Below are 22,576 nucleotides of genomic sequence, written 5' to 3' on the forward strand. Positions count from 1 at the left end.
ATGGGAGCGGCTTTTTTTCGCTTTCTTTGGTAAACTGAATGTAAAAGAAAGGGTGGTGTTTTTTATGGCTTGGAAAGAAAAGATCAAGCGCTGGCTTGAACACGATCAATTGGATGAAACGACGAAAGAAACATTGAATCTTTTGAAAGACGATGACAAGTGGGCAGAAGACGCCTTTCATCAGGATTTAGTATTTGGAACCGGTGGTATGCGCGGGGAGATTGGACCGGGTACCAACCGCATGAACATCTATACTGTGCGAAAAGCATCACAGGGCATTGCGGATTACATAAAAGAAAACGGTGCAGAAGCAATGGCAAGAGGGATGGTTATTGCTTATGACAGCCGTCGCATGTCGCCTGAATTTGCGATGGAAGCGGCCCGTACATTCGCGGCAAATGGCATTCATACCTACTTATACAGCGCACCCCGGACAACGCCGCAGCTGTCGTTCAGTGTCCGCTACTTGAATGCGTTTATGGGAATCGTCATTACGGCAAGCCATAATCCCCCTGAATATAATGGCTATAAAGTATATGGAGAAGACGGCGCGCAATTAAATCTGGCAGATGCCGATCGGGTCATTGAATACGTCAGCCAGGTGGAAGACGAACTGACGATCGACAATTCGCAATTCCAAGAAGACCATTTGGTCATGCTCGGTGAAAAATTGGATCAAGTGTACATTGCGAATGCGCTGACTGTACAGGAACAGGAAGCAAGTCCGATTCAGGCGGTCTTCACGCCGCTTCACGGTGCATCCGGTTCGACGGTCCAGCACTTGCTGAGCGAAGCAGGATATAACAGCATTACTTATGTAAAAGAACAGATGGAGCCGAACGGTGAATTCCCGACTGTCAAATCACCGAATCCGGAAGAAGCATCCGCTTTTGAAATGGCGATGCAGTATGGCGAAAAAGCCGGAGCGGATTTATTGATTGCAGTGGATCCGGATGGCGACCGTGTAGGCATCGCCGTTTGGGCAGGCGGCCATTATGAACTGCTCAGCGGAAACCAGACCGGCGCGATTTTAATCGAGTACTTGCTTAGCCAAAAAGAGCGAAAAGGTACACTTCCGGAAAACGGCCGTATTTACAAAACCATTGTCACTTCTGAATTTGGCCGGGTTGTAGCTGATGCTTACGGAGTAGGCTGTGAAGACGTGCTTACTGGTTTTAAATTCATCGGTGAAAAATTGAAAGAAAATGATGTTAACAAGACATTCGAATTTTTATTCGGCTATGAAGAAAGCTATGGCTATTTGATCAAGGATTTTGCCCGCGATAAAGACGCCGTGCAATCAGTCTTGTTGATTGTCGAAGCTGCTGCTTACTACAAGCAGCAAGGCAAGACCCTGCACGACGTTCTTGTTGAATTGTATGAACGCTTTGGCTGGTACCGTGAAAGCCTTGTTTCCATTACGAAAAAAGGCGTTGATGGCGCACGGGAAATCAGTGCGTTATTGGAAGGCTTGCGAAAAGAGCCGATCCAGGCTATTGCCGGTGTTCCGGTTGTCATGATAGAAGATTACGAAACGCAAAACCGGGTATTCACAGATCTTGAGAATCATGAAAAAATCGAGCTGCCGCAATCGAACGTCTTGAAGTATTTCCTGAAAGACGGTTCTTGGATTTGCGTCCGCCCGAGCGGAACCGAGCCAAAAGTCAAATACTACTTTGGCGTGTTTGCTGATTCGGAACGGGACAGCGATGAAAAGCTGGAATTCATCAAAGAATCCTTTCTGGACGAAATGAACAGCCGCTAACAAAGAAGCTCCCTCTTGCAGGGAGCTTTTTCATTCCAAAGTCTGAGGCACAAGCACAGGCAAAACGTGTATCGTTAAGGTACAGGCAATGAGGTGAAACGTATGGTTTTGGATGAACATTCGAATGTAGTGTTATTGAAAGAAATAGCGGAACTGCTCAATGAAGAAACCGATATGGACCGTATGCTCGATGGAGCCATCGGGAAATTATTGAAAGGTTCGAATTTCGAGACTGCTTGGATATTTTTCATTGATGAAAACGGCAAGCACCGATTGGTGGCGCATGCAAATTTGCCGCCGGCGCTTGAAGAAAAGAATTGCCGGCATCTGCAAAAAGGTGGCTGTTGGTGCGTCAAACGTTACCGGGACGGCGATTTGAAAAAAGCGTCGAATATTATCGCTTGCCAACGAATTGAAAATGCACTTTCCGCTAAAGCCGGAGATGCAGAAGGCATCACCCATCATGCCACAGTGCCGCTGCAATCCGGAGAAGAAAAATTTGGTTTATTAAATATTGCGGCGCCTGATACAGTTCGGTTTTCGAACGATGAACTGGCACTCCTAGAATCCGTTGCGTTTCAAATCGGTTCTGCGATCAAACGAATCGGCCTCACAAAGCAAGAACAAGAATTGGCGCTCGTCAAAGAGCGCAACAGGCTCGCACGTGATTTGCATGATTCGGTCAATCAGCTGCTGTTCTCCGTCACGTTGACTGCGCGCGGCGGAGTGGAAATGTCTGAAGACCCGCTGATTCAGGAAACCTTTCGGGACATTCAGCATTTAACACAAGGAGCGTTAAATGAAATGCGTGCGCTTATTTGGCAGCTTCGTCCGAAAGGGTTGGAAAGTGGCTTGCTCGAAGCCATCAAAGGGTATGCCGAAATGCTCGGCTTATCGCTCGAGCTAAAGGTGACCGGCGTCATTCAACTGCCTTCCCGTATTGAAGAAACCCTGTTCCGCATTGCACAAGAAGCACTCAACAATGTCCGGAAGCATGCGGGTGTCAAGGAAGTGGAGTTGTATCTATCGGTGACAACTTCTGATGTCATGCTTGTCTTGAAAGATGAAGGACGGGGATTTGCCGTTGACGGGGGTATCTATATTCCATCAATCGGCATCCAAAGCATGTGCGACCGTGCAATGGCGGAAGGCGGATCGGTAGAGTGGTCAAGCGAAATTGGAAGAGGGACGGAAATCCTTGTGCGGATGCCGTATTGAAAGGTGGGATGAACGGTGAAAGTGTTGATAGCGGATGATCACCATGTTGTTCGGCGCGGTTTGTTATTTTTCTTGAAAACGCAAAAAGACATTGAAGTGATCGGGGAAGCGGTCAACGGCAAAGAAGCGGTTGAAATGGCGAAGGAACTTCAGCCGGACATTGTCTTGATGGATTTGATGATGCCCGTAATGGACGGCATTCAAGCCACCCGGAAAATCAAAGAACAGAACCCCCATATCGTCATTTTGATGCTGACAAGTTTTTCGGACCGGGACCATGTCGTGCCGGCCGTTGAAGCCGGGGCAGCCGGTTATCAATTGAAAGATATTGAACCGGATGAACTGGTTGCATCGCTCCGAAGTTTAATGCGCGGCGAGAACACACTTCATCCGAAAGCAACTTCTGAACTGATGAAAGGGCCGGTAGAACCTCCAGCGCATACGGTCAATCTGCTGACTCCACGGGAACAGGAAGTGCTCTTTGAACTGACGAAAGGCAAGAGCAACCGTGAAATCGCCTCAGCGCTTTTCGTAACAGAAAAAACCGTCAAGACCCACATTTCCAATATCTTTACAAAACTTGGTGTGCAAGACCGCACACAAGCAGCTTTGTACGCAGTCAAACACGGACTGACAGAGCCGGCACAATAAAAAAGGAGTGATACGAAAACGTATCACTCCTTTTAAACTATCGAAAAACTCTCGACAGTTTTTTTCATTTCGCTCCATGCGGAAGCTTTCCACTTCATTCCAAGGTTATCCCAACTTGCAAACTATCCCTATATTTGAAAATCTGAATCCTTTTCATAATTTAAGAAGAATTATAGAGCTTTCAAGATAACCGAGCGAATTGGGCTTTGTTTCTATTCCTTTAGCTATGGAGCAAAACAGTGGAGACTCCTGCGGAATAGCAACGAGGATATTTTCTTGCACATCTATTATATGGGTTACTCAACAACCAAAAAGGAGTGATACGGAAAACGTATCGCTCCTTTTGTGATTGCTCTATCGTTTTTTCACAGGCCGTTTCCTGTAGTCTTTCGTAACTTGCTTCCACTTATTACGCTCTGCTTTTTGAGCAGCAAGGTCGCTCTTTCGTTCCATATGGGCGAGTTCGCGCTTCAGTTTCAAATAGCTCTGATAGCGGTCGCGCGGCAATTCTCCGGTTGCCAGTGCTTCTTGGATGGCGCAGCCAGGTTCATTGCCATGGCTGCAGTCACGGAAACGGCATGCATCCGCCAAAGTTTCCACATCGCTAAAACTAGTTTCCATGCCTTCCGAATAATCGCCGAGCTGAAACTCCCGCATTCCCGGCGTATCAATCAGCAATCCGCCTGTCGGCAATAATACCAATTCCCGGTGCGTGGTCGTGTGTCGGCCTTTGCTGTCATCTTCCCGAATGCCTTGTACGGCCATTAGTTCGCTTCCGGACAATGCATTGATAAGCGATGATTTTCCGACACCTGAAGAACCGAGCAAAGCGCCGGTTTTAGCGCCTGCCAAGATTTTCTGCAGTTCGTCTATGCCTTCACCGGTGACACTTGAAACCGCATAAACCGGTACGCCAAAAGCGACTGATTCCACTTCTTGTATAAAAGGTTCGATGTCTGCGCATTGATCTTTCTTAGTCAACACGACAATCGGATTTGCACCTGAATCCCAAGAGGCGATCAAGTAGCGCTCCAAACGCCTGACATTAAAATCATGGTTCAACGACATCACTAAGAATACATAGTCGACATTGACCGCAATCATTTGAATCTCTGATGTATCGCCAGCCGACTTCCTCGAGAATTGGGAAGAACGGGGAAGGACGCTGTGAATAATTCCTTTTTCTTCACCTGGCATTTGTTCGACCATAACCCAATCGCCAACTGATGGAAATTCTTGATGGCCGTGTTCGTGTTTATATTTTCCGGAAAGGGAACTGAGCCACTCGCCGTTATTTGTTACAACTCGATAAAGATGCTTATGTTCTAGCGTTACACGCCCAGGTATTCCCGGTGCTGCCGCTTTTTCTTGCCAATTGTTGTTCCAACCGTACTTTTCAATCTTACTCAATGTGAATTCCTCCTGTTTATGCATAATAAAAAGACCATGGATGCGCACAAATCGCAGTCCATGGTCCCCAGGCATAATGGAAGAAGCGTATCGGTTAAGAGCGATACACAGAAGGAGACACTATAGACTGGATTTGCGTTTTAGAAAATAAAATAGCCATAATGCCTCACCTCTTTCTTCAAGTTACCTTCACTATAAGGGAAGGCAAAGAACTGGTCAATAGATTTAATGGAAAAGAAACGAAAATCTGAAAAAAAGCGATGTTTTTAACAAGGTGGCTTAATTCCTGCATGAAGAACACATGAATGATGGATAAGATTATTTAGCATACGTTAGTGGCAGAGAAAGAGCGTAATTTAGCCGAAACTATGGTGGCGTTGGAGGAGAGCCGGTTCCTTTGATAAATTCCCCAAATTTGGGTGAAAGGAACGAGTCAAAGAAGCTGATGGGCGGGTATAGAAAAGGAAAAAAGGAGGAGAAGCGATGAACGGCTCTAATTCAGAAAAACCGGCTTTGTTTTCACCGAAATTTTTGCAAAATCCTTATCCGACATACAACGAGTTGCGGGGAACAGATCCAATTCACCAGGTAAGGTTTCCGGATGGCCAGCTGGGCTGGCTTGTAACCCGGTATGAGGACGCGGCTGAAGTTTTGAAAGACCAGCGGTTTATGAAGGATATTTCCAAATTATATGGTGGAAGTATGGATCAAATGAGTGTTTTTACGCAGAACATGCTATTTTCCGATCCGCCTGACCATAAACGGCTTCGAGGTTTAGCTCAAAAAGCATTTACCCCGAAATTGATTGCAGGCATGCGAAATCATATCCAGGAAATAGCGGATGAATTGCTAGATCCTCTTTCTGACAGGGAGACGATCCACTTGATTGATGAATTCGCTTTTCCCCTGCCGATTATTGTGATTTGCGAAATCCTGGGCGTCCCTGCAGAAGACCGGGACAAGTTCCGGGTTTGGTCCAACTCCTTGATTGAGGGAACAAGCGGAGAAATCGGCGTCAGCATTTTCGAGCATATGAACCAGTTTATTCAGTATTTAGGCGAGTGGTTTGCGAAAGTTAGAGAACATCCAGGCGATGATTTAATCAGCCAACTGATAATCGCGGAGGAAGAAGGCGATCGGTTGACGGAAAAAGAATTGTACGGTGTTGTGTCGTTGCTGATTATCGCTGGGCATGAGACGACAGTTAATTTGATCGGCAATACCGTACTGGCTTTATTGGAATTTCCGGAACAGCAAAAGTTGTTAAGGGAACATCCGGAAATGGTTCCGCAAGCTCTTGAAGAGTCGCTGCGCTATAACGGTCCTGTTGAATTCAGCACATCCCGCTGGGCATCAGAAAATTTAGAGCTAGGCGGACGTCAAATCCGCAAAGGTGACTTGGTTGTCGTATCTTTGAACTCTGCTAACCATGATCCGGCAAAATTCAATGATCCGGAAATATTTGATATTACGCGCGAGAAAAGCCCGCATCTAGCTTTTGGCATGGGCATTCATTTTTGTTTAGGAGCGCCGTTAGCCCGGTTAGAAGGGGAGATTGCCATCTCTAGTTTATTGGAACGCTTTCCGGATATACAACTGAATATCGATAAGAGCGAATTGGAATGGCGTCCAGGTATGATCGTCAGAGGCGTAAAAGAAATTCCGCTATCCATAGTCTGAAACTGCCGAGCGATTTCCGATAATTCGATAAGAAAGAGGGGAAGCACAGGTCCCTTCTTTTTTGTTGCGTTTGTTATTTGAAGATAAGGGGAAAAGGCTAACGAAAATATAGAAAGCAGGGATAGCATGTGAAGCCGATAGCCTACACAGTAAAAGAAAAAGTCTGGCTCATTCCGGCAGTGTATAGTGTAGCAGCGATTCTTCTATCACTGGCGGCTTTTTTTCTGGATTTGTATTTAGTGGAGCGGATCAGCCGCTTTATTCCACCTATCTTTTTAACCAGTGTTGAAGTGGGGCAGACCATTTTAGGGATTTTAACAGCCGCTATGTTGACGATGACGACCTTCACATTCTCGACGGTATTGGTTGTTTTAACCACTTATACGTCTCAATTCTCACCGCGGGCACCGGAGAACTTTATTCGCAGCAGCGCGACAAAACACGTACTAGGTATTTTTGTTGCAGGTTTTATTTTCAATATGCTTTCCCTTTTGTATATCCGAAAGGATGTATTCGACCATGAAATTTTAACGACGGCAATTGGAATCCTTCTAGTCTTTTTTTGCATCGCCACTTTCGCTTATTACATTCATTTTGTTGCGTCAAACGTCCAAGTCAGCACGTTAATAAATAAATTAACCAACGATGCTGAAGATGTTATCTCTCATTATAAGGCGTTCCAAGACGAACAGTTCGTGTCTTTGGAGAAATGGGATCCCTTTGGGGAAAAAGAAACCATTACTGCGACCAAAGCCGGGTATATTCAGTTCCTGGATTTGGTCGGATTGGTTGAATTCGCTGAAAAACATGATGTGGAAATTGAGATTGTCTCAAAAATCGGGGACTACGTCTATGAAGGAAAGCCGCTTATACACCTTTACTTGAAAAAACAGAAAAAGCTATCCTTGGATTATTTCTTTTCAATTGGAGATGAACGAACTCCTGAACAGGACCTTGGTTATGCAATCCAGAAAATCATCGAAGTAGCCATTCGAGCAATTTCTCCAGGGAGACAGGACCCAAACACCGCCAACGATATTTTGATTCGGCTCGGCCATCTGCTGGGGAAAATGGGAAGTCTGAAAACGGACGACTTGGTATTGGCTGATGATAAAGGAAAGAATCGTGTAATGTATCGATTTTCCCCATACCGGGAAATTTTGTACAAAGCGTTTTATCAAATTTCCTATCAGGGAAGAAGCGATATTTCGGTCATCTCCTCCATGGCTGAATCACTTACTGTCACAGCAGCCCTGGCGCCCGATTGGCGGCATGAAACTATTTGGAAAACCCAACTTCATATATTAGAAGGCATTAATGGAGATGCGTTAAAAGAAGCAGACTGGAATTATCTGCAATCCAAAGTAGATGAATTGGCATCGATAACGAAACAACAGCCTGTTGATGTTACCTCAATTTAAAATACTTAATAATTCTGTATAACAATTTGATAAATTTGTCTTAAAAATGATTATCAAAAAAACAACATGGGTATATTTTATATGACACCAAATAAAGGAGGAATAAAGGATGAATCACGTTAAGGCCCTTATTATGAAGTTCGTTATGATTGCCGCTGTCCTTTTAATCATTCTAACCTTGATGTTTGATGTGCCTTTTGCAGATACTTTATGGATCAGTTTGGTGCTTACGCTTGTAGCTTACGTAATGGGAGATTTAATGATTTTCCGAAAAGCTGGAGATGCGAGAAATCAAAACAAGCGCAATATGATTGCCACTTTTTCAGACATTATTGTCGCCTTTTTAGTCATATGGCTCATGGGAGATGCATTAGTAGGCGGAAATGTTGATATCGTCACACCAGCCATCATTTCATCCATTGTTATTGGTGCAGGAGAATGGTTCTTCCATAAATATCTTGACCGCAATGTTTTCCCTGAAAAACACGACCATACAACAACTGCAGCCCGGTAAAAGTTGCAGCCAAAAGCATCGCTTTCAGCGGTGCTTTTTTAATGCGAAAAATGCGGATACGATAAATTTTTAATAGAGAATAAAGCGGTTCAGAAAAAAACAAGAAAGCTGATCCAAATCACATGAAGAAGTAAAATTATGGAGTACAACGTGATGGTAGATATGAGGAAGTAGCGCCATTTGCCAGATTGCACAAAAACAAATGGGGTAAAAAGTAGACCGAAAAGACAAAGCGACAACAGCAATTTAATAACAAGAATAGTGACAGGGGAGAAAGATTGGAGTAGTGGATTCCCTTCGTTTATAAGCCCAAACGTTAAACCGAAGAAAGTGAGCATCCCGTCTAACACATTTAAAATGATTAATGCCCATATATGCTTTTTAAGGGGCATGCTGTTTTCAGCTATTATCATTTTTTCACCTCGCTTCATTTGATTTAGAATTTACTCTGCTTTTCTATGGGCATGCTGCCACTAAAAATAAGATGTCAAAATTCATCGAATGAAAAGCGGATTTTAGACACTATAGGTAATATTTCTTGATTAAATCAACTAATATATTATTTATAGAATTTTCAGATAACTTTATTCCTATTAACTATATGAATTTTTACCTATAAAATCAAGCGTAAAAGAAAATAAAATTTAAAGAATAAAAAAACCTGTCCAGAAAAACATCTGGACAGGTTTGCGTACGATTAATTTAGAAGAACTGGATAGAAAACAAGTTCATATTCTACTCTTCATCATCAAAGGGCATTGTAAAGTCAGGTTCTATATGGACAAGGATGACGCAATTCGGCTTTACTTTATGGATTTTCCGTTCAATTTCTTCTGTGATCCAATGGCTTTCCATGACATTCAAAGCAGGATCGACGGCAATCGTCAAATCGACGAACATCACATTTCCATGATTGCGCCCTTTGAATTCCCGTAAAATCCTTACGCCTGGAACTTTACGGACGATAACCGACATTGTTTCGCCTTCTTCTTCGTTGAAAGCATCCGTCAATGTAAGAACAGCTTCTTTGAAGATATCCCAAGCCGTTTTTAAAATAATGATACCGACAAGAAGTGCTGTAATAGTATCGAGAATCGGAGCGCCGAAAATTGCGCCGATGATGCCAATTCCAGCTCCGATACTGACCAAGGCATCTGAACGGTTATCGTAAGCAGCAGCTTTGACCGAAGGGCTTTTTATTTTTCTGCTTAACTTTATATTATAGCGATACACTCCGTACATAACGATGGCAGAAAAGAAAGCCACTCCAGCGGTGAACAGGGAAGGGGCAGTCTCCGGCGGCGCGAAAAAACTGCGAACTGCGTTAAGCAAAACTTGCAGGCTGATGACAGCCATGATGAAGGATGCTAAGAGGGAGGCAATCGTTTCAGCGCGTAAATGGCCATAATGGTGGTTTTCATCAGGCGGTTTCTGTGAAATTCGGAGACCTACCAGAACAGCTACTGAAGCAATAATATCGGATAAATTGTTCAAACCATCGGCTATTAGTGCTTCAGAAGAGCCGGTAAAGCCGAAGAAAAGTTTAAGTGCACTAAGGAATATATAGGCGCCAATACTCAGCCAGGCACCCTTTTCTCCTTTGCGCAAGTTTTTGTATACTTCCATTTTTGTTTCCCGCCTCCAAGTCTTGTAAACAAAGGGAAACGACCCTCAGATGAGAGCCGTTTCGTCAAATATTATTATTTTCACTGTTTGGTGTTTTATGTACTTCAAAATACTGGATGGCATAGTTTCCCATTTCTTTGATAGAGAATCCACAGCCTCGTTTAATGTTTCTCTGTCTTTCTATGGCAGCGAAATTCTAAGGTATAAACCATCCTTTAATAGTATCAACATCTTTATGGCCTATGTCAATCCCTAACAATCAGTTCACTTCATCAATGGGCATTTTTGAATCTAACACATAAGAACGTTTGTAAAGCGAGAGATTAGTTGAAACTTCATCACTATTGAACTCATCACGAATATCCCCAACAATTTCTTTTATAATATCTTCCATCGTGATAAGTCCGCAAGTACCACCGTATTCATCCCTTAATATCGCCATATGTGTACGTTCAATCTGCATTTTTAATAAAAGGTCACTTGTCTTTATAGAACCAATCACTTGAATGATGGGATAGATATACTGAGCTGCCGGTAAATCACCAATGGACGGGTCTTTTGCATAAGCTGTCAGCAAGTGCTTCATATTTATGAAGCCGATCACATGATCTTTGTCTTTGTCGATAATTGGATAGCGGGTCAACTTTTTAGTTCCGGCAGAGAAAAGAACTTCTTTTACAGTCAGATTCTTTTTAAACGTGACCATTTTGGTCCGGGGCACCATAATTTCTTTTGCCAGCAGGCGATTGAGGTCAAGAATTCTACTCGCATAAGCATATTTGAATGGAACAAGGCTACCGCTCTGATAACTTTCAGCCAACTTCCTTTTTAGCTCTTCTGTGGCATAACCATTAATAGAATGCTTGAACCGCCTTGTTCTGGAAAGGCGGGGGATAAAAATTGCTGAAGATTTAATAAGACTGATAAAGAAAGCGGAAAGTCTGTAAGTTTGATTGTACGGTTTTATATTCCATAAAACGATAGGTTGCAGATTTGGAATCTTAACGTTCTTCCAAGCTAATTTTCCAAAAGCAACCAAGATAAGTACACCCGTCGTCACAGTAATACTGAACGTCAGGAGTGCTTGAGCATTATTCGACAGGTTCGTGGCCATAAACAATGGCTGAGACGCTTTTACAATCGTTCCATAGCTCCACCCAAACACAGCTAAGGCAAAACCAATTAGGCAGAAAAGAAGATAATTATCTGTATCAGGGCGCTTTTTAGCACTAACAGTAATTTTATCTTTTTCGTCTGCAAACTGATTTAGGGGAATAGAACGAAATTTGGAAAGTGCATATTCACTGGCAGAAAAAAATGCAGCGCAAGCGACTAATACAGCGAACAAGATCAAATATATGGCAAGCTCCAAATAAGTCCTTTGCTTCAGTTTCGTAAAAGAAAGTGAAACAAAGTTTTCACCTCCTGAGGATGGAAAAGATGGATTAATTTCATCATAAAATAAATCGCTATAAAAGACAAACTATTCTGTCAAATAAGGCTGGATAAGTTGAACTAAGGAAATTTGCTTTCATACATCGTTTCTGTCGCTATAGCCAAGGCAAGGTTGTTTTTGGAATAGCACAATTAAAAATATTAAGTACGCCATATAGAAAAATTTTTAATTCTATTATGCGCTTGTTTTGTTATACAAATAAAGAAAAAGCGCATGAAGAGCAGAGGTTTTGCCGCCAGAGTAGTAAGATTATTTGTTTTTGAAAAATCCAATTATCTGACAGCTTCTTGATTGCGGTTTTATCCTCTGCAATGGTAGTCTGTTTGAAAATGACCATTGCACAAGCTGGTCTTTTAACAATTGTTCCGTAAGCGCAAGCATTTTGACAATTAGGAGGATGGCAAATGGCAACAGCATTTGAACTGGATCAAAAAGATGCTTTGGCTCGCTTTAAAAAAGAATTCTATCAGCCAGAAGGGCAAATCTATATGGATGGCAATTCACTCGGTCTTCTGTCAAAACAGGCAGAAGCCAAATTGATGAATTTGTTGGCAAGCTGGAAAGTTCATGGCATCGATGGCTGGACAGAAGGAGAGGAACCTTGGTTTACTTTAGCGGAAGAATTGAGTGCGCGCATAGCGCCAATAGTCGGTGCTAAACCAAGTGAAGTGATGGTAACCGGCTCTATTACGGCCAATATTCATCAAATGCTATCGACAGTTTTTCAGCCAACAACCAAGCGCTTTGCCATTGTGGTCGATGAACTGAATTTTCCTTCGGATATATACGCGGTGGAAAGCCATTTACGGCTCCGTGGACTTGATCCGGCCACCGCTATGCGGAAAGTTAAGAGCAGAGACAATTATACGCTGCACTATGAAGATATTGTTGCTCAATTGCAAGGCGACGTGGCCATCCTTTTATTGCCATCCGTCTTATACCGGAGCGGCCAACTATTGCCGCTTCGTGAAATTACTGCCGCCGCCCATGCTAGAGGAATTTTAGCCGGTTTTGATTTGGCCCATTCCATTGGCGCCCTGCCGCACCAGTTGCATGAAGCTGATGTGGACTTTGCAGTTTGGTGCCATTACAAATACATGAATTCAGGGCCGGGAGGAACTGGCGGGCTATACATTCATGAACGTCATCATCATCTGCCTCCGGGAACGGCAGGATGGTTTGGTTCCGATAAGGAGAAGCAATTTGATATGGATCATCATTTTTCGAAAGCGGAAGGTGCAGGGGCTTATCAGATCGGAACGCCGAATATCTTCAGCATGGCGCCGCTTTTAGGCAGCCTGGAGTTGTTTGAAGATGCCGGTATGGATGCCATCCGTGAAAAATCGTTGAAGCTGACTGCCTTGCTGCGGCAATTAATCGGTGAACATCTGCCTGAACTACTGGATGTAACACCTGTGGAAGATGAAAACCGTGGGGGCCATATCGCTCTTTCGCATCCGGAAGCGGCACGCATCTGCAAGGCATTAAAGCAAGCAGGCGTCGTACCGGATTTCCGTGCCCCAAACATTATTCGGTTGGCACCAGTTGCATTTTATACATCCTTCAGCGATGTGGAAGAGATGGTTGGGCGTTTGAAAAACATCATGCACGGAGAGCTTTATAAGAACTTTACAAATGACAGAAATGTGGTGGCGTAAATGACTAAGAAAATCATTGATATTTCAATGGAACTAAGCAACAAAACACCCCAATGGCCAGGGGACAGGCCCTTCTATTACGGCCTAACAGGTACAAAAGAAGAAAGCGGTTCAGTGAATGTCGGCGAACTAAAAACCAGTACGCATTTTGGTACGCATATCGACGCGCCGTTCCACTATGACAACGATGGATTGACAATAGAAAAAATGCCTTTGGACGTCTATATGTCCAAGGCGCAAGTAATGGATGTTACAGGGCTAGAAAAGATAACAAGCAATGATTTGAAGAAACTAGAAGACGGTGTGACAACTGTGTTGCTTAAAACAGGAACTTGGCAAGATCGATCAAAATTTCCTGAATCCTGGCCAGTGTTCGATGTGTCTATCGCTTCCTGGCTAAAATCCAATGGAATCCGTCTGCTTGGTGTGGATGTCCCTTCGGTCGATCAGGAGACGAGCAAAGACATGGAAATGCATCAAGCGTTGAATCGGGAAAATCGTTACATCTTGGAATCCGTCATATTGGATGACGTGGCAGAAGGAGTTTATGAACTTGTAGCACTGCCGCTAAAAATAAAAGGGGCTGAAGGAAGCCCAGTCCGTGCAATTCTCTATACGTAAAAGAAGGCAAAAAATAACCCTGTACCTGGTGAGGGTACAGGGTTTACATATAATCGGAGCGAAAATACGGCTCAAGGTTTTTGATGTTAATGGCAATTTCATCGCAAATTTCCTGGTAGAGGGCCCACTGTTCGAACGTGTCGGTTGACCTTAATTCCGGATTTCGAATGTTCCAGCGCAAAAGTTTCTGAGACGGCAAGTCAGATGGGATATCTCCTTGTTCAAAGTCCCCATCGTGCAAGGCGACAATTAAATCGGCTTCGCTGACTTCCTCTAAATTGTATGATCTAGATTGCACCTCAGGTATATCAAGCATAATTTCTTTCATAATTTCAATTGGAGTATCGGTGCAAAGAGAATCTTGATCCCAGGCGGCGCTGCGTATCTCCCAATCAGGAAGCTTCAGGCGGTTTGCCCAAATTTCAGCCATGAGCCCACGCTGCTGTTGGGGAGATAGAAAGTAAACGGTATGTTTAGACATGGCTGATCCCCTTCTTCCTCACTTTAAAGTTTCCCTTGTTAGTAATCTTTACCCATTTTCAGTCTGCTTAAACTAGTAGATTACTGATAAAAAAGAATCTAAAAGTTATATATTTATCAATAAATGAAGGCCTAATCGAGAGCCATTAAATGTCTGGCTTATCGGTCAGACCTTCTATTTTACAACTAATACCGAACAGGGTGAATCTTTCAATAGCTTTCTGCTCATCGATCCTACAAAAAAACGTTGAAGACCTGATTTTCCGCTGTTCCCGATGATAAGCAAATCGGTTTTCTGCTCTTCGATAAAAGCAGGAATCGTTATTGCTGCATTGCCTTCTAGCGCCAGGACAGCTCCAGAAATATTTTGGGCATCCAATTGTTGCTGGATCGCATTATGCATATGCTTGGAATATTCAGTGGAAGTATCTATGAAATCCCGAGGAGGTCTGTATCCCTTTTCCCCAATTTCTGGCGGCATAAACTGGGCATAACTACTGTCTATGCTTGCCGATACAATAGGAGCAGATGCATTTCCTGCTTCCATAAAGCCGGTTGTTTCCCGCTCTTCTTCGTTAACATAAATAATAGACAACTGAATATGGGGAAGAGCTTTTTTGAATTCAAGCGCTTTTTCAAACGCCAATCTACTGCCATCTGAACCGTCATAGGCGACCAGGATATTTTTAAACATTCCATTCACCTCAAATCCACTTTTCTACTAGTAAATTACCCTGCATAGAGGCATCGAAACATTTAATAATTTTTTGAAAATAAATAGTAGTTCGAAATAAGTTGACAATTCAAAATTGCGAGTGGTACTCTTAACCTATCAAATTCAAAGGAAGAGGAGGGCATGACAATGAAAAAAGTATTAGTGCGCGTTAAACAGAATTCTATACATTTGTCAGGCCATCCTATTTTTCAATGAATTTATTTCGTAAGTAGAAGTAAAAGGGAGAGGTCTGAGACCGATCCTTTTTTCGTGAGCGCATGCCCAGAAAACGGGTATGCGCTTTTTTGTGGTTTGATCAGCTAACCGCTGTTTAAATAAACTAATTAGTTAGAGGAGATGCAAAAGATGAACAGAACCCAACAACAGAAAATTATGATCAAGGAATCGCTAGAGGGCGATTAGCCAATCGGAAAAAGAAAGAAGGAGTAAGGTATGTTTGAAGTTTTATGGAAATTAAAATGGTTTTTTAAAGAAAATTGGCTGCGCTATACAGTAGCCGTCGGACTATTGTTTATCGCGAATATCATCGAAATTATTCCGCCATGGTTGATTGGCGTAGCGATTGATTCGATTGCGGAAGGCAGATTGAACAGCACGCTGCTTTGGCAATACATTGCCGTCCTGGCCGGATCACTTGTACTTGCCTATGTCATCAATTTTATTTGGCAATACCAGCTGTTTGGTGGAGCTTATGTTATCGAGCGGCAGTTGCGCTCTAGTTTAATGGGTCATTTTCTAAAGATGACGCCGACGTTTTACGAAAAAAATCGGACCGGTGATCTGATGGCTCGGGCTACCAATGACTTACGGGCAATATCGGAAACAGCAGGGTTTGGAATCTTGACGCTCGTCGATTCAACTTTGTACATGGCAACGATTATCGTTGCCATGGGCATGCTCGTATCATGGGAACTTACTTTTTTTGCGTTGATTCCACTGCCGATTCTGGCAATTGCCGTTCAGTTTTTGGGCAAAAAAATCCATGAGCGGTATATGGCAGCGCAAGACGCTTTCGGCGAGATGAACGACAGTGTACTGGAATCAGTCGGTGGTGTTCGTGTTATCCGTGCTTATGTGCAAGAACGCGCGTCTGAGCAGCAATTTGCTGAGATGACAGATGACGTTTATGAGAAAAACATGGCGGTCGAGCGAATAGACGCTTTGTTTACTCCAATCACTAAGGTGCTTACGTCCATCAGCTATATGATTGGTCTGGGTTACGGCGCATTCCTTGTAGCGGATGGTACGATGACGCTTGGAGATCTTGTTGCATTCAACGTCTACTTGGGAATGATTGTCTGGCCGATGTTTGCAATCGGCGAATTGATCAATACGCTGCAGCGTGGGAATGCTTCGCTTGACCGGGTCAACGAAACACTCGACTATGCAGAAGATGTGGTTGATCCAGAGCACCCGAAATCTACTGAACGGCCAGAGAAAATCGGTTTTCAGGATGTCAGTTTTACGTATCCGCAGTCAAGTTCAATCAATTTGCAAGGCATCAATTTGTCAATGAACAGCGGGCAGACGCTCGGCATTGTCGGAAAAACCGGCAGCGGAAAAACGACTTTCATCAAGCAATTGTTAAGGGAATATCCGCTTGGTGAAGGTTCAATTCGGATGAACGAAATCGATTTGCATGATATGACAAAAGAACAACTCCGCAGCTGGATCGGTTATGTTCCGCAGGATCATGTATTGTTCTCGCGGACCATTCGTGCAAACATTCTGTTCGGAAAATCTGACGCAACCGAAGACGAGATTCGCAACGCGTTGCGCTTGTCTTATTTTGAAAACGACTTGGAAATGCTGCCGAATGGACTTGATACACTTGTCGGTGAAAAAGGGGTGGCTTTGTCCGGCGGGCAAAAACAGCGCATTTCCATTGCACGGGCCCTTATTAAAAATCCTGAAATTCTCATACTGGATGATTCCTTGTCGGCGGTGGATGCTAAAACCGAGGCGAAAATCATCGAGAATATACAGAGGGAACGCTCGGGCAAAACGACGATCATTACGACACACCGCCTATCAGCTGTCCAGCATGCTGATTGGATTGTCGTACTGGATGACGGAAAAGTCATCGAAGAAGGAACCCATAACGATTTGTTGAAGGCACACGGTTGGTACAATGAACAATTCCTCCGACAGCAAATCGAGGAGGTGTAAAAATGGGGACAGGGAAACGATTAATAAAATATTCAATGCAACATAAAGGGATTTTAATAACGGGAATGATTCTTTTGGCAATAGCGGTGGCAGCCGATTTGGCGGCGCCGCTCATTGCGAAAGAAATTATCGACAATCATATTGCCGGGGCAGAAGGGACGGTCGATTTCGAACCGATTGCCTGGCTGCTTGCAGTGTTTTTTGCTACCGGGATCATGACTGCGGTTTTCCGGTATTTGCAGTATTTGTACCTGCAAAAAGGGGCAAACAGTATTATCAAGAAAATGCGAAATGATGTGTATGAGCACACACAAACGTTGCCAATACGTTATTTTGACAACTTGCCTGCGGGTAAAGTAGTGGCGCGTATTACGAACGATACAGAAGCGATCCGTGATTTGTTCGTGACGGTATTGTCTCAATTTGCGACAAGCTTTATGTATATGGCCGGAATTTACGTGGCACTTTTTTACTTGAACTGGCAAATGGCGCTGATTACGCTTGGTTTAGTTCCGCTGTTATACGGATGGATGCTGTTTTACCGGAAGTTTGCTGCCAGCTATAACCACGTGGTACGGGAAAAATTGAGCGACATGAACGGGATGATCAATGAATCCATCCAAGGCATGACGATTATCCAAGCATTTCGCCGGGAAAAGCAGATGAAAGAAGAATTTGAAGAAATGAACGAAAAGCACTTTAAGTTTCAACAGAAATTGTTGTTCTTGGAAGCTGCAGCTTCTTACAATTTAGTCGGGGTGCTGCGCTCCATGACGTTCATTTTGTTCATTTGGTATTTTGGCGGAGCGGCATTGTCCGGCTCCGAAGTAGTTACGGTCGGGGTATTGTATGCTTTTGTGGATTACATTATCCGCCTGTTTAATCCAATCAGCGGAATCGTCAACCAGTTTGCTAAACTGGAAAAAGCGCTTGTTGCGGCAGAGCGGGTGTTCCGTTTGCTTGATGAAAAGGGCGAAGCGGTCAGCGATGAAAAAATTGCTCGCTACCGCGGCAATGTGCGGTTTGAGAAGGTCTGGTTCGCTTATAAGGAAGAGGAATATGTCCTGAAGGATATTTCTTTCGAAGCGAAGCAGGGGGAGACAGTTGCTCTGGTCGGCCATACGGGATCCGGAAAAAGTTCAATCATGAACTTGCTGTTCCGGTTCTATGATGTGACAGAAGGCGCGATTACGATTGACGGCATCAATGTCCTTGAGATGAGCAGGCAATCGATGCGCGATCACATGGGCATCGTTTTGCAGGACCCGTATCTTTTTAGCGGCACCATTGAATCGAACATAACGCTTGGCGATAAACGCATCACGCGCAAAATGGTCGAAGGTGCACTTGTTGCAGTAGGCGGGGAGCGTGTGTTGAAGCATTTGCCGAAGGGCATCGATGAGCCGGTCGTGGAAAAGGGCAGCACGCTTTCTTCCGGACAGCGCCAATTGATTTCATTTGCCCGCGCGCTGGCATTCGACCCAGCTATTTTGATTTTGGATGAAGCAACTTCCAATATCGATACAGAAACAGAAGAAATCATCCAGCATGCGATGAATGTACTGAAGAAAGGGCGTACAACATTCATCATCGCACACCGGCTGTCCACCATCAAAAATGCGGACCGCATCTTGGTGCTCGACCACGGCAGAATTGCTGAAACAGGTTCTCACGAAGAGCTGATGAAGCTCGGCGGAATTTATTTTCAGATGTACCAAATTCAATCAGGAGTGTCCCAAACCCAGACTGTTGGGTAAGGGGCATTCCCTTTTTTATAGATAATTATTAAAGAAGGAAGAAAAAGGTTAAATTCAAAGTGGAAGTTGAAAAGAGCTTCAGGTGGGCGCTTTCCACGGACTGACTGCCGAATCTCCTCGTGCTATGCGCTACGGGATTTCTGCAGTTAGTTTTTCCTTTTAACCCAACAAAAAAAGACCAACAAATTGAATGTGGATAGAGGTCTTTTCAATTTGCATTTTTTCTTTTTGTACTTCAAAAAAGAACCTGTTACCTTCAGGATGCTTTTCTTTTGCTTAATAAAGAAGTTTGAATATTTTTGTAAAGGGGAACCTGGGTGTGTAGACTCTTCAAACTAGGGGGATTAATATGGAAAAAAATAATCGTGATGATTCTGTCCGAAAAGATTGGCAAGAGACTCAGCAATTCCAGGCGGCAGATCCAGGTGCAGACAGGAATATCGAAAAAGGAGAACGAGGGGATAACGAACTTCGAGAAAGCGGCACTTCAAACACTAACAACGATAGTTCGAACGAGCCTTACCATTCCGATGGGGAAACCACACTCAGAAAAAAAGACCCGGATAATCCAGCGGACTGGCGGGAATCGGAAGCAGCAAATCCGAGTAGAGAAACCGGTTGGCAAAAAAGCAATGATTGGGACGACACCATTCGGGAACCAGAGGGAACCTTTACAACGGGGGAACGCGGTAACGTAATAAACAGCGCAACTTGGGATCCAGATAGTCACTTACGTGAAGAAGATGTAGGGCACGTAGATGTGAATGATTACACCCAAACCAGCTCACCTGAAAACCAACCGGAGGAACAACAGACTAAACTTCACGAAGAGCGTTTGAACGTGAACAAAGACCGTGTTCAAAAGGAGAAGTAAATGTAGGAAAGCACGTCTGGTTTGAATCAATGCAGAAAACGCGGGAATGGAATTGCAGACACCTTTTAGTAGGAGGTAGCAACTAGTTTCACATTCCCATGGATAAGGAAGAGCCGCGAGAGAATTTTTCACTTCTATTAAAACTGTCTTAGTAAAGTAACAATAGGTTAGATGGAAATTCCTGATGAATCCAAAGCACACAAAAGATTTTTTGGAAGTTTAAAATAAAAAGTCTTACTTAGTAAAAACTGAATTGAGCCCTGAATGGTAGACACTTAAAAAGTGCGTACCATTCAGGGCTCAATTTATTGTAGTGACAATTTACGGTGTTCTCTTTTTTAATGAAAAATTCTTTTATAAGTTAGATTCGTATATTTAAAGAAACTCATGAAAAACATTAGCAGTCCATTGATTCTTTTCAGTTTCTTTATCATATAAGTGCCTAAGTAGGGAAGTGAAAACACGGTTTCCAGGCTCATCGTAGAAATCAGTGCCTCCGGTTTGGCGTCACTAATAGGTGGGAGGCGAAGGTGGGCGTACTGAAACAGCCGCATACTGTCATAAACCTGAGAAGAAAATTGTAATCTTCTCTGCTTCTTTGTTTTTGTCTCAAACTGCTTTCATGATTTCTGAGCAACAACTTCGGAAAAAAGTAACCGAAGCGTTGCTTGAATTATGCGAAACAGGGGATATTCAATGGATTTAATGAAATAGAACTAAAGTAGAGTAATAAATTTCAAAGAGACCTCTTAATGAATGATTAGTGGACATACTATCGAATTATAGGTGGTTTTTCTAAATGAATTACATAATCATACAATCAGAGACCTTTGTATAAGGATACTGGTTTTTCTCAAATCCTGTGTAAAATATAGATCCAAATAGATGCAATTTATCTTTTAAAGTGACATATTAAGTTATACTTGTGAAATTGATATTCAATGAAATATCGAATTTCCCTGACTTTATTTATAGCTAAATAGACTTTTTACCAGCACCGGCGCTTCAAAGAAGTGAGTGGAGTCAGAGAGCTTTTGTTACAAAAATGTTTAACTCCCCTGATAAAGAGGCAAACAAAAAAGCGCGGAACTTTTCCGCGCTTTAATCGTATACATGAAAGAGCATAAGTTCGTGGATCATCTTTTTGACGGCTTCTTCGTCATCAGGCTGCTTGGACATCCAAACAATGCGGCCGTCTGGATGGTATTCACCCGTAATCCGCTCATTTCGATAAAAAAATGAAATGTTCCACCCTGGAAGTTGGCGATTTTCAAACATTGGTGTAAATTTAAAATGTTGCAGCATATGAATCCTCCTTTGCTTTTCAATTTCATTATAGGTGGAGTGGAGCTGATTAACAAAGAAGAAAAAAGAAATGAGTGACGGAATTGAATATATTTGTGACCATTTTACTTATGATGACTATAGGCGCTTTGATCGGGGGGTTTACGAATTATATCGCTATTAAGATGTTATTCCGGCCTTATAAAGCGTTGTACATTGGCAAGTGGCGGCTGCCTTTCACACCCGGGCTGATACCGAAACGCCGCGATGAATTATCGACTCAACTTGGCCGGACGATCGTTCAGCATTTGTTAACGCCGGAAACGTTCAAAAAGCGTTTCTTTAATGAAGAAATGACCCGGAAAACAGAAAGATGGATTCAAAAACAGTTGGAAGTTCAGGTGTTCCAATCGCCGAGAACCATTAATGGGTGGCTTGAAGGAGTCGGCCAGCACGGGATTGATGCCCGCGTTGAAAGAAAGCTTGATGAATTGGTCGACCGCCAAGCGTTGGCGCTTGCCGATTATATCGAAGGGAAAACTGTAGGAGAATTGATACCTGACAAGTGGAAAGACGAAACGGAACTGAAACTGGTTCAAGGCGCGAAATATGCGATTGACCGCGGTTCGGATTATTTTTCTTCTCTTGAAGGCCGTGCCACGATCAAGAATTTTCTAGATGAATTTTTGGCTTCCCGTGGGCGTATCGGCAACATGCTGCATTCTTTGATAGGGGAGTCACGGCCGATTGTGGATCGTATCCAGCCAGAAATTATCAAATTTCTAAATTCCCCTCGGACGTTTGAATTTGCTGTAACGCTTGCTTACGGAGAGTGGGAAAAGTTCCAAGAACGGAAAGCCGATGAGTTATTAGGGGAATTCGACTTTAAACCAGCCCTTCATACCGTAAAACAATACGTCAAAGAAACGGCCAATGTCGAAGGACGTTTAAACGCGACACTTGCTGAGACTTGGCCAACAGGGGTAGAATGGACAAGAACCAACTTCACTCCGCTTGTGACGGAGTTCATCTTCCAGCAGGGAGAAGAAAAATTAGAAGAAACTTTGCTGAAAATCGACATTGAAGGCATGGTGAAAACGCAAGTTGATTCTCTTCCATTAGAACGCTTAGAAGAATTGGTTCTTGGAATTTCACAAAGAGAATTGAAAATGATCACGGCACTGGGGTTCGTTCTTGGGGGCGTAATCGGAATCTTCCAAGGGCTTCTTAGTCTCATGATGAATACAATTTAAAGG

At 43.3% G+C, this 22,576-nt stretch carries 19 protein-coding genes; 12 read left to right on the forward strand and 7 right to left on the reverse strand.

Going from position 1 to position 22,576, the window contains the following annotated elements:
* Positions 1 to 64: 64 nt before the first annotated feature.
* The 3 genes from B0H99_RS14415 (at position 65) to B0H99_RS14425 (ending at position 3,634) form a co-directional block, all read left to right on the forward strand.
* Positions 65 to 1,765 (forward strand): phospho-sugar mutase, encoded by a 1,701-nt coding sequence (locus B0H99_RS14415; protein ID WP_106534395.1) that lies wholly within the window; start codon positions 65 to 67, stop codon positions 1,763 to 1,765.
* A gap of 102 nt (positions 1,766 to 1,867) precedes the next feature.
* The gene (locus tag B0H99_RS14420; RefSeq protein WP_106534396.1) at positions 1,868 to 2,983 is read left to right on the forward strand and encodes a GAF domain-containing sensor histidine kinase; all 1,116 of its coding nucleotides are present in this window, start codon (positions 1,868 to 1,870) and stop codon (positions 2,981 to 2,983) included.
* A 15-nt stretch (positions 2,984 to 2,998) separates the two neighbouring features.
* The gene (locus B0H99_RS14425) at positions 2,999 to 3,634 is read left to right on the forward strand and encodes a response regulator (protein ID WP_106534397.1); all 636 of its coding nucleotides are present in this window, start codon (positions 2,999 to 3,001) and stop codon (positions 3,632 to 3,634) included.
* A 354-nt stretch (positions 3,635 to 3,988) separates the two neighbouring features.
* Here B0H99_RS14425 and rsgA read toward each other — a convergent pair whose 3' ends face one another.
* Positions 3,989 to 5,044 (reverse strand): ribosome small subunit-dependent GTPase A, encoded by a 1,056-nt coding sequence (gene rsgA, locus B0H99_RS14430; protein ID WP_106534398.1) that lies wholly within the window; start codon positions 5,042 to 5,044, stop codon positions 3,989 to 3,991.
* Positions 5,045 to 5,527: 483 nt separating this feature from the next.
* Here rsgA and B0H99_RS14435 point away from each other — a divergent pair, with 483 nt between their 5' ends.
* The 3 genes from B0H99_RS14435 (at position 5,528) to B0H99_RS14445 (ending at position 8,659) form a co-directional block, all read left to right on the forward strand.
* Positions 5,528 to 6,724, forward strand: coding sequence for a cytochrome P450 family protein (locus B0H99_RS14435; RefSeq protein WP_106534399.1), 1,197 nt, complete (start codon positions 5,528 to 5,530; stop codon positions 6,722 to 6,724).
* Between the two features lie 128 nt (positions 6,725 to 6,852).
* Positions 6,853 to 8,145 (forward strand): DUF2254 domain-containing protein, encoded by a 1,293-nt coding sequence (locus B0H99_RS14440; protein ID WP_106534400.1) that lies wholly within the window; start codon positions 6,853 to 6,855, stop codon positions 8,143 to 8,145.
* 109 nt (positions 8,146 to 8,254) lie between these two features.
* Positions 8,255 to 8,659 carry a YndM family protein gene (locus B0H99_RS14445; protein ID WP_106534401.1) on the forward strand — a complete coding sequence of 135 codons (405 nt, stop codon included), beginning with the start codon at positions 8,255 to 8,257 and terminating at the stop codon, positions 8,657 to 8,659.
* 89 nt (positions 8,660 to 8,748) lie between these two features.
* On the opposite strand, the gene B0H99_RS18240 is transcribed toward B0H99_RS14445, so the two are convergent.
* The 3 genes from B0H99_RS18240 to B0H99_RS14460 all read right to left on the reverse strand — a co-directional run bounded on the left by B0H99_RS18240 (position 8,749) and on the right by B0H99_RS14460 (position 11,639).
* Entirely contained in the window at positions 8,749 to 9,090 is a 342-nt protein-coding gene (locus B0H99_RS18240; protein ID WP_425440390.1) for a DUF5658 family protein, read from the reverse strand.
* Positions 9,091 to 9,394: 304 nt separating this feature from the next.
* The gene (locus tag B0H99_RS14455) at positions 9,395 to 10,285 is read right to left on the reverse strand and encodes a cation diffusion facilitator family transporter (RefSeq protein ID WP_106534403.1); all 891 of its coding nucleotides are present in this window, start codon (positions 10,283 to 10,285) and stop codon (positions 9,395 to 9,397) included.
* 259 nt (positions 10,286 to 10,544) lie between these two features.
* The gene (locus tag B0H99_RS14460) at positions 10,545 to 11,639 is read right to left on the reverse strand and encodes a hemolysin family protein (protein WP_146137274.1); all 1,095 of its coding nucleotides are present in this window, start codon (positions 11,637 to 11,639) and stop codon (positions 10,545 to 10,547) included.
* A gap of 506 nt (positions 11,640 to 12,145) precedes the next feature.
* Here B0H99_RS14460 and kynU point away from each other — a divergent pair.
* Together kynU and kynB are read left to right on the forward strand one after the other, a co-directional pair.
* Entirely contained in the window at positions 12,146 to 13,399 is a 1,254-nt protein-coding gene (gene kynU, locus B0H99_RS14465) for a kynureninase (RefSeq protein ID WP_106534405.1), read from the forward strand.
* Positions 13,400 to 14,020 (forward strand): arylformamidase, encoded by a 621-nt coding sequence (gene kynB, locus B0H99_RS14470; protein WP_106534406.1) that lies wholly within the window; start codon positions 13,400 to 13,402, stop codon positions 14,018 to 14,020.
* Positions 14,021 to 14,063: 43 nt separating this feature from the next.
* Here kynB and B0H99_RS14475 read toward each other — a convergent pair whose 3' ends face one another.
* Positions 14,064 to 14,501: a low molecular weight phosphatase family protein gene (locus B0H99_RS14475; protein WP_106534407.1), complete on the reverse strand. Its 438-nt coding sequence runs from the start codon at positions 14,499 to 14,501 to the stop codon at positions 14,064 to 14,066.
* Positions 14,502 to 14,675: 174 nt separating this feature from the next.
* The gene (locus B0H99_RS14480) at positions 14,676 to 15,194 is read right to left on the reverse strand and encodes a universal stress protein (protein ID WP_106534408.1); all 519 of its coding nucleotides are present in this window, start codon (positions 15,192 to 15,194) and stop codon (positions 14,676 to 14,678) included.
* 474 nt (positions 15,195 to 15,668) lie between these two features.
* On the opposite strand from B0H99_RS14480, the gene B0H99_RS14485 reads away from it, so the two are divergent.
* From B0H99_RS14485 to B0H99_RS14495, 3 genes are all read left to right on the forward strand, one after another.
* On the forward strand, positions 15,669 to 17,405 hold the full coding sequence (locus B0H99_RS14485) for an ABC transporter ATP-binding protein (protein WP_106534409.1): 1,737 nt from the start codon (positions 15,669 to 15,671) through the stop codon (positions 17,403 to 17,405).
* Between the two features lie 2 nt (positions 17,406 to 17,407).
* Complete coding sequence (locus tag B0H99_RS14490; protein ID WP_106534410.1) at positions 17,408 to 19,162, forward strand: ABC transporter ATP-binding protein; 1,755 nt, start codon at positions 17,408 to 17,410, stop codon at positions 19,160 to 19,162.
* A 349-nt stretch (positions 19,163 to 19,511) separates the two neighbouring features.
* Positions 19,512 to 20,036, forward strand: coding sequence for a hypothetical protein (locus B0H99_RS14495; protein WP_106534411.1), 525 nt, complete (start codon positions 19,512 to 19,514; stop codon positions 20,034 to 20,036).
* A gap of 1,101 nt (positions 20,037 to 21,137) precedes the next feature.
* Here B0H99_RS14495 and B0H99_RS14505 read toward each other — a convergent pair.
* Entirely contained in the window at positions 21,138 to 21,341 is a 204-nt protein-coding gene (locus B0H99_RS14505; protein ID WP_106534413.1) for a YheE family protein, read from the reverse strand.
* Positions 21,342 to 21,415: 74 nt separating this feature from the next.
* On the opposite strand from B0H99_RS14505, the gene B0H99_RS14510 reads away from it, so the two are divergent.
* Complete coding sequence (locus tag B0H99_RS14510; RefSeq protein ID WP_342750519.1) at positions 21,416 to 22,573, forward strand: DUF445 domain-containing protein; 1,158 nt, start codon at positions 21,416 to 21,418, stop codon at positions 22,571 to 22,573.
* Positions 22,574 to 22,576 lie beyond the last annotated feature (3 nt).

Origin of the sequence: Planomicrobium soli (assembly GCF_003014655.1) — a bacterium.
In the GTDB taxonomy this organism is placed as follows: Bacteria; Bacillota; Bacilli; order Bacillales_A; family Planococcaceae; genus Planococcus; species Planococcus soli_B.